3 rRNA genes are annotated in these 5,485 nt (G+C 56.4%); all 3 read right to left on the reverse strand.

The features are described from left to right. Window positions 1-59: 59 nt before the first annotated feature. Window positions 60-176, reverse strand: a 5S ribosomal RNA gene (rrf, locus tag PT931_RS36080). A 106-nt stretch (window positions 177-282) separates the two neighbouring features. After that, window positions 283-3,397 (reverse strand): 23S ribosomal RNA (locus PT931_RS36085). Between the two features lie 410 nt (window positions 3,398-3,807). Beyond that, window positions 3,808-5,323 (reverse strand): 16S ribosomal RNA (locus PT931_RS36090). The 16S, 23S and 5S rRNA genes sit together here, the layout of an rRNA operon. Window positions 5,324-5,485 lie beyond the last annotated feature (162 nt).

The raw sequence follows: 5,485 nt of genomic DNA on the forward strand, positions 1-5,485 counted from the left end.
ATGGAAAAATACCACCYAAGGCCCAACCCCGATCGGGGTTGGGCCTTCGTTGAAGTTGTGTCCGGCGGCGTCCTACTCTCCCACCCCGTCCCCAGGGCAGTACCATCGGCGCTGAAGGGCTTAGCTTCCGGGTTCGGAATGTGACCGGGCGTTTCCCCTTCGCTATGACCGCCGTAACTCTCTCAGAACAACAGCACCCGCACTGTTCTCATCCGGGGATGAGAATGGTGGGTGTTGTTTTCTGTGAACCGTATAGTGGACGCGACTTAAATACTTTGAATGGTGGTGAAGTCCTCGGCCTATTAGTACCAGTCAACTGAACCCGTTACCGGGCTTACATTTCTGGCCTATCAACCCAGTCGTCTAGCTGGGGGCCTTAACCCTCTAGGGGTGGGATACCTCATCTTGAAGCAGGCTTCCCGCTTAGATGCTTTCAGCGGTTATCCCTTCCGAACGTAGCTAACCAGCCGTGCTCCTGGCGGAACAACTGGCACACCAGAGGTTCGTCCGTCCCGGTCCTCTCGTACTAGGGACAGCCCTTCTCAAGTATCCTACGCGCACGGCGGATAGGGACCGAACTGTCTCACGACGTTCTAAACCCAGCTCGCGTACCGCTTTAATGGGCGAACAGCCCAACCCTTGGGACCTACTCCAGCCCCAGGATGCGACGAGCCGACATCGAGGTGCCAAACCATCCCGTCGATATGGACTCTTGGGGAAGATCAGCCTGTTATCCCCGGGGTACCTTTTATCCGATGAGCGACACCGCTTCCACATGCGAGTGCCGGATCACTAGTCCCGACTTTCGTCCCTGCTCGACCTGTCAGTCTCACAGTCAAGCTCCCTTGTGCACTTGCACTCAACACCTGATTGCCAACCAGGCTGAGGGAACCTTTGGGCGCCTCCGTTACATTTTGGGAGGCAACCGCCCCAGTTAAACTACCCACCAGACACTGTCCCTGAACCGGATCACGGTCCGAGGTTAGATACCCAAATTCAACAGAGTGGTATTTCAACGTTGACTCCACGAACACTGGCGTGCCCGCTTCACAGTCTCCCACCTATCCTACACAATTGAATTCAAATACCAATGTCAAGCTATAGTGAAGGTCCCGGGGTCTTTCCGTCCTGCCGCGCGTAACGAGCATCTTTACTCGTACTGCAATTTCGCCGGGCCTGTGGTTGAGACAGTGGGGAAGTCGTTACGCCATTCGTGCAGGTCGGAACTTACCCGACAAGGAATTTCGCTACCTTAGGATGGTTATAGTTACCACCGCCGTTTACTGGCGCTTAAGTTCTCAGCTTCACCCCGAAGGATTAACCGGTCCCCTTAACGTTCCAGCACCGGGCAGGCGTCAGTCCGTATACATCGTCTTACGACTTCGCACGGACCTGTGTTTTTAGTAAACAGTCGCTTCCCCCTGGTCTCTGCGGCCATACAACGCTCGCCCAGCAAGTGGGTCCACGTCTCCGGCCCCCCTTCTCCCGAAGTTACGGGGGTAATTTGCCGAGTTCCTTAACCACAGTTCACCCGATCGCCTTGGTATTCTCTACCTGACCACCTGTGTCGGTTTGGGGTACGGGCCGCTCGAAACTCGCTAGAGGCTTTTCTCGGCAGCATAGGATCATCCACTTCACCATAATCGGCTCGGCATCACCTCTCAGGCTATATGAGACACGGATTTGCCTATGTCTCGCCCTACAGGCTTACCCCGGGACAACCACCGCCCGGGCTGGACTACCTTCCTGCGTCACCCCATCGCTCAACTACTACCCACCAAGTTCCCAGCCCACATCAGATCCACCCGAAGGCATCACATCAGCGAGGTGGTTAGTACAGTGAGGTTCATCGTTTGCGCTTCTTCGCGGGTACGGGAATATCAACCCGTTGTCCATCGACTACGCCTCTCGGCCTCGCCTTAGGTCCCGACTTACCCAGGGCAGATTAGCTTGACCCTGGAACCCTTGGTCATCCGGCGGCAGGGTTTCTCACCCTGCATTCGCTACTCATGCCTGCATTCTCACTCGTGTGGCGTCCACAACTGGTTCACACCGCTGCTTCACTCGCCACACGACGCTCCCCTACCCACCCACACACCTGGACCCAACAAGTTGGGCCGAGTTATTGTGTGAGTGCCACAGCTTCGGCGGTGTGCTTGAGCCCCGCTACATTGTCGGCGCGGAACCACTTGACCAGTGAGCTATTACGCACTCTTTAAAGGGTGGCTGCTTCTAAGCCAACCTCCTGGTTGTCTATGCGATCCCACATCCTTTTCCACTTAGCACACGCTTAGGGGCCTTAGCTGGTGATCTGGGCTGTTTCCCTCTCGACTACGGAGCTTATCCCCCGCAGTCTCACTGCCACGCTCTCACTTACCGGCATTCGGAGTTTGGCTAACTTCAGTAAGCTTGTGGGCCCCCTAGGCTATCCAGTGCTCTACCTCCGGCAAGAAACACGTGACGCTGCACCTATATGCATTTCGGGGAGAACCAGCTATCACGGAGTTTGATTGGCCTTTCACCCCTAACCACAGGTCATCCCCCAATTTTTCAACATTGGTGGGTTCGGTCCTCCACGCGGTCTTACCCGCGCTTCAACCTGCCCATGGCTAGATCACTCCGCTTCGGGTCTAGGACACGCCACTGAGTCGCCCTATTCAGACTCGCTTTCGCTACGGCTACCCCACACGGGTTAACCTCGCGACGTATCGCTAACTCGCAGGCTCATTCTTCAAAAGGCACGCCGTCACCTCACCCACAAGGGGCTCAGCTCCGACGGATTGTAGGCACACGGTTTCAGGTACTATTTCACTCCCCTCCCGGGGTACTTTTCACCTTTCCCTCACGGTACTAGTCCGCTATCGGTCACCAGGGAGTATTTAGGGTTACCAGGTGGTCCTGGCGGATTCACTGCAGATTTCAGGGGTCCGCAGCTACTCGGGATACCACTCCAGAAAGACTGTGCGCTTTCACCTACCGGACTCTCACCGTCTACGGTCGACTTTTCCAAGCCATTCGACTAACACACAATTTTTTTACTTCCCGATCCTTCGGCAGAAGAATCCAAGTGGTCCCACTACCCCGATGACGCAACGCCTGCCGGCTATCACACGCCACTCGGTTTACCCTCATCCGCTTTCGCTCGCCACTACTCACGGAATCACATGTTGTTTTCTCTTCCTGCGGGTACTGAGATGTTTCACTTCCCCGCGTTCCCTCCACACGCCCTATGTGTTCAGGCGTGGGTAACCAGACATGACTCTGGCTGGGTTCCCCCATTCGGAAATCCTGGGATCAACGCTAGGTTGGCAACTCCCCCAGGCTTATCGCAGCCTCCAACGTCCTTCATCGGCTCCTGGTGCCAAGGCATCCACCGTGTGCCCTTATAAACTTGACCACAACATTGACCAAAGTAAATAAGATGCTCGCGTCCACTATACAGTTCTCAAAAAACAACCAACCCCACACCACCACCCACAACACCAGCACCGAACTCGTCGGACGGTTTGTCGTAGAAGGCGCGGACTGTGTTCCCGCATGAAAGACATCCCCACACGCTTGCGGACCGAAGAAGATTACTCCGCTCCGGCCACAAGGCCATGGTTTGTTCTTTCAGGACTCAACAGGGTGTCTTACCAACCTAACCGCACCTTGGACGCTTTCCCACCAGCAAGCTGGCTGTACTCACGACCGTCGGCCGTTGTCAGGTCGGAACTAGTTAGTGTCTCCACCATTAAGCACACCCCCACCAGAACATTCGCCTGGCGCGGGGTCTTTGACCGCTTTCGCGGTAAAGAGGCTCCTTAGAAAGGAGGTGATCCAGCCGCACCTTCCGGTACGGCTACCTTGTTACGACTTCGTCCCAATCGCCAGCCCCACCTTCGACGGCTCCCTCCCTTACGGGTTGGGCCACCGGCTTCGGGTGTTGCCGACTTTCGTGACGTGACGGGCGGTGTGTACAAGGCCCGGGAACGTATTCACCGCAGCGTTGCTGATCTGCGATTACTAGCGACTCCGACTTCACGGGGTCGAGTTGCAGACCCCGATCCGAACTGAGACCGGCTTTTTGGGATTCGCTCCACCTTGCGGTATCGCAGCCCATTGTACCGGCCATTGTAGCATGCGTGAAGCCCTGGACATAAGGGGCATGATGACTTGACGTCATCCCCACCTTCCTCCGAGTTGACCCCGGCAGTCTCCCATGAGTCCCCACCATTACGTGCTGGCAACATGGAACGAGGGTTGCGCTCGTTGCGGGACTTAACCCAACATCTCACGACACGAGCTGACGACAGCCATGCACCACCTGTGAACGCCCCCGAAGGACACCACATCTCTGTGGTTTTAGCGCACATGTCAAACCCAGGTAAGGTTCTTCGCGTTGCATCGAATTAATCCGCATGCTCCGCCGCTTGTGCGGGCCCCCGTCAATTCCTTTGAGTTTTAGCCTTGCGGCCGTACTCCCCAGGCGGGGTGCTTAATGCGTTAGCTGCGGCACGGAGACCTGGAGAGGTCCCCACACCTAGCACCCACCGTTTACAGCGTGGACTACCAGGGTATCTAATCCTGTTCGCTCCCCACGCTTTCGCTCCTCAGCGTCAGTATCGGCCCAGAGACCCGCCTTCGCCACCGGTGTTCCTCCTGATATCTGCGCATTTCACCGCTACACCAGGAATTCCAGTCTCCCCTACCGAACTCTAGCCCGCCCGTATCGGTTGCAAGCTCCAGGTTAAGCCTAGAGTTTTCACAACCGACGCGACGAGCCGCCTACGAGCTCTTTACGCCCAATAAATCCGGACAACGCTCGCACCCTACGTCTTACCGCGGCTGCTGGCACGTAGTTGGCCGGTGCTTCTTCTGCAGGTACCGTCACTTTCGCTTCGTCCCTGCTGAAAGAGGTTTACAACCCGAAGGCCGTCATCCCTCACGCGGCGTCGCTGCGTCAGGCTTCCGCCCATTGCGCAATATTCCCCACTGCTGCCTCCCGTAGGAGTCTGGGCCGTGTCTCAGTCCCAGTGTGGCCGGTCGCCCTCTCAGGCCGGCTACCCGTCGTCGCCTTGGTAGGCCATCACCCCACCAACAAGCTGATAGGCCGCGAGCCCATCCCTGGCCGAAAAACTTTCCACACAGATCCCATGCGAGACTGTGTCGTATCCGGTATTAGCCACCGTTTCCGATGGTTATCCCGAAGCCAAGGGCAGGTTGCTCACGTGTTACTCACCCGTTCGCCGCTCGAGTACCCCGAAGGGCCTTTCCGCTCGACTTGCATGTGTTAAGCACGCCGCCAGCGTTCGTCCTGAGCCAGGATCAAACTCTCCAATAAGGTTTGTTCAAACCCTGGCAAGGAACATAGCTGGCAAAAAAGATCTTTGCCGCTGTTGTCCATTACCAAAGGAATCCACATCTCCAGCCTAAACTGGGACGGGGTAAATCATAATTGGCACTAACTTTCCGACACCCTGTTGAGTTCTCAAAGAACAAACAC

The sequence above is a fragment of the Longispora urticae genome (genome assembly GCF_053902585.1).